The sequence below is a fragment of the Terriglobus sp. YAF25 genome (assembly GCF_052113305.1).
Taxonomy (GTDB): Bacteria; Acidobacteriota; Terriglobia; order Terriglobales; family Acidobacteriaceae; genus Terriglobus.
The window spans coordinates 1-2,813 of sequence record NZ_JBFRCY010000624.1 but is presented as its reverse complement, the minus strand read 5'-3'; the positions used below and the strand labels follow the sequence as shown (position 1 = coordinate 2,813).

The 2,813-nt window shown below is 57.4% G+C and carries 2 protein-coding genes; both read right to left on the bottom strand.

Features of this window, described 5'->3' with window-relative positions:
- Positions 1 to 856: carboxypeptidase-like regulatory domain-containing protein (locus tag AB4043_RS21320; protein WP_442308017.1), on the bottom strand; the 856-nt coding region annotated here is incomplete at its 3' end.
- Between the two features lie 217 nt (positions 857 to 1,073).
- Positions 1,074 to 2,813: prolyl oligopeptidase family serine peptidase (locus AB4043_RS21315; RefSeq protein WP_442308016.1), on the bottom strand; the 1,740-nt coding region annotated here is incomplete at its 5' end.

The following is a 2,813-nucleotide window of genomic DNA, read 5'->3' as shown; positions in this document are numbered from 1 at the left end:
CCTTGGCTCTACGGACGCCGGCGGCATTGTTGGCATAGGTATTGGCGAACAGACCGGAGTTGCGTGTGTCTACGTACACTCTGCCGTGAAACGCGTTGGTTCCAGAGCGCGTGACATAACTCAACTGCATGGTTGAGCGGCCGAAGCCCTGGTCCAGATCGATCTGATCGCTCTGAACGGACATCTCCGCGATATTCTCCACGCGGGGCGAGGCCGCCGCCTGCACATTGCCGTTGTACTTGCCGCGCGAGGCCGCGCCGACGACACCATCGATGTTCACACCCTGGTTCGTCAAAGGCTGGCCGTTCCACACGCCGATCTGGCTGCCGTTGGTGTCCTGCGATCCGGCATAGCCTGCCGTGAGCCGCGCCAGCGACGTCAGGTCGCGGCCAACGATTGGCAGAACTTCGATTGCCTTCAGATCAATCACCGCGCCGAGCGAGTTCGAGCTCACATCGAGCAGCGGGGTCGCCACCGCGCTCACATTCACCGTGTCGTTCGTGCTACCGATCTGCAACACCACCGCAACCGGTGTGACCTGCGATGCATGCACGATGACGGTGTCGACCCGAGTCGTAGAGAACCCAGGTGAGGAGACATTCAGGCGATAGGTTCCGATCGGCAGGTTGACGAAGCTGAAGGCTCCTGTGCCTTCCGTTGCCGCTTTACGAGTGATATTGGTGTCAAGCGCCGTCAGTTCCAGGCTGGCTGCGGGAACAACGCCACCGGTAGCGTCCGCAACGGTTACCGAGACAGTGCCCTGCGTTCCAGACTGTCCATGCAGCCTGCAACACAAGAAGAGAAGAACAGCCAGAAAGGCTTCGGGAAAACGTTTCCCTGAAATTCGTATCAACATACGACCTCCTTCAGAAACAGCGAGACTGCGTATTCTGCGAACCCGAGACAGGGATGGGGGGAGAGACCAGAAACAGACAACACCGCTTAGCGGCGGTATGACAGCTTTGTTAACAACGTGACCCGATTATGTCGTTAATTGTGTACAAAACTCAATACAAAAATTTAGACGATTTTGAGTCCCATTCTTGGAGGGCGAGACCACCCCCTCGGCCCACTCATGGCTTCGCCGGTTTTTCCATCGCATTCCATTCCGGAGTACGGTCACCATAGAGCGCCTGCACAAAGAAGTCCTCAAGCTTGCGCTGCCCATAGGCTCCCCCGGCGCCATGTTTCCCGCCGGGTACATACAGCAGGTCAAATACCTTATTGGCCATCTCCAGACGGTCTGCCACCTGGAATGTTGAGGCGGGGTCGACGTTATCGTCCATCTCACCGACCACCAGCATCAGCCTCCCTTTCAGGCGCCAGGCGTTGTCTACATTCGACGAGGCAGAATACTCCGGACCAATAGGCCACCCCATCCACTGTTCGTTCCACCAGATCTTGTCCATGCGGTTGTCATGACATCCGCTGTTGGCGACCGCGGCCTTGTAGAACTCCGGATGAAACAACAGAGCGCCCATCGCACTCTGCCCGCCGGCCGAGGTCCCGAAGATTCCCATGCGGGTGATGTCGTACCAGGGATGGCTGCTCGCATACGCTTTGTGCCACAGGATGCGATCCTCAAAGCCCGCATCCTTCAGGTTCTTCCAGGCCACGTTATGAAAGGCTTTCGATCGATTGTTAGTGCCCATGCCATCGATCTGCACCACAACGAATCCCAGCTCAGTCAACGGCTCCGCGTGGGTGGAGAATATCTTAGGCACAAATGATCCCTGCGGCCCTGCATAGATGTTCTCCACCACGGGATATCGCTTCTTCGGATCGAAGTTCGCCGGCTTCCACACCACGCCCCAGATCTCTGTCTTGCCGTCCCGTCCCAGCGCATGAAATGGTTCTGGCGCATGCCATCCGGCGGCCTTAAGCTTGTCGAGAGTCCCCCGTTCCAGCTCTGACACCAGAGAACAATCACTTGTGCGATGAACGGTAAGCACCGGAGGATCTTCCACTGTACTTACCAGGTCGAAATACAGTGTTCCGTCCTCTGAGTACGCGACCTTGTGATTGCCAGCGGAGGGTGTAAGCGATGTCAGGCCCGTTCCGTCAAAGCCAATGCGATAGGCATGCACGAAATAAGGGTCTTCCCCCGCGTTCATTCCGCTTGCTGAAAACCAGATCGTGCGTTTCTCTTCATCTATGCGATCGACAGACCGGACAACCCAATCGCCCCGCGTGATCTGGTTCTTCACGCTTCCGGTCCGGCCGTCCAACAGGTACAGATGCTCCCATCCGTCCCGCTCCGATGCCCAAAGGATCTCTTTCCCGTCAGCGAGATCGCGGCGATACTCCTTGCCTGTGTCCTGCTGCTCCGGGATCAGTGAACGATAGTCCACGAAGGTCTCGCTGGTCTCGTTCACAAGCGTCCGGGCAGCTCCGGTAGCGGCATCCACCTCGATCACGCGATAGACCTGATGTCCCCGCTGGTTGTACTCGAAGGTGAATCCACGGCAGTCCTGCCACCACCGTGCCTGCGAAAGCTCATACGGATTCGGGAATAGATCGTTCGCGATAGCGATCTGTTTCTCTGTGCTTACGTCGAATAACACTGGCTGCTGGAGATCCAGCACATCGCCCGGCTTGGCATACGGAATCTCCGGATAGAGAGGCTGCAGTTGCGTCGCGGGCGACGATTGCACAAATCGGATGGTGCGGTGATAACCGGGACGAATGCGGTAAACCACCAGCTTCGATGAGTCGGGGGACCAGGAGATGGTATCCAGATCGTAGTAATTTCCTTCTGACCCATCTGTGCTCAGGGCCAGGCGCTGTTTACCATCAGCACTGCGGACCATGAG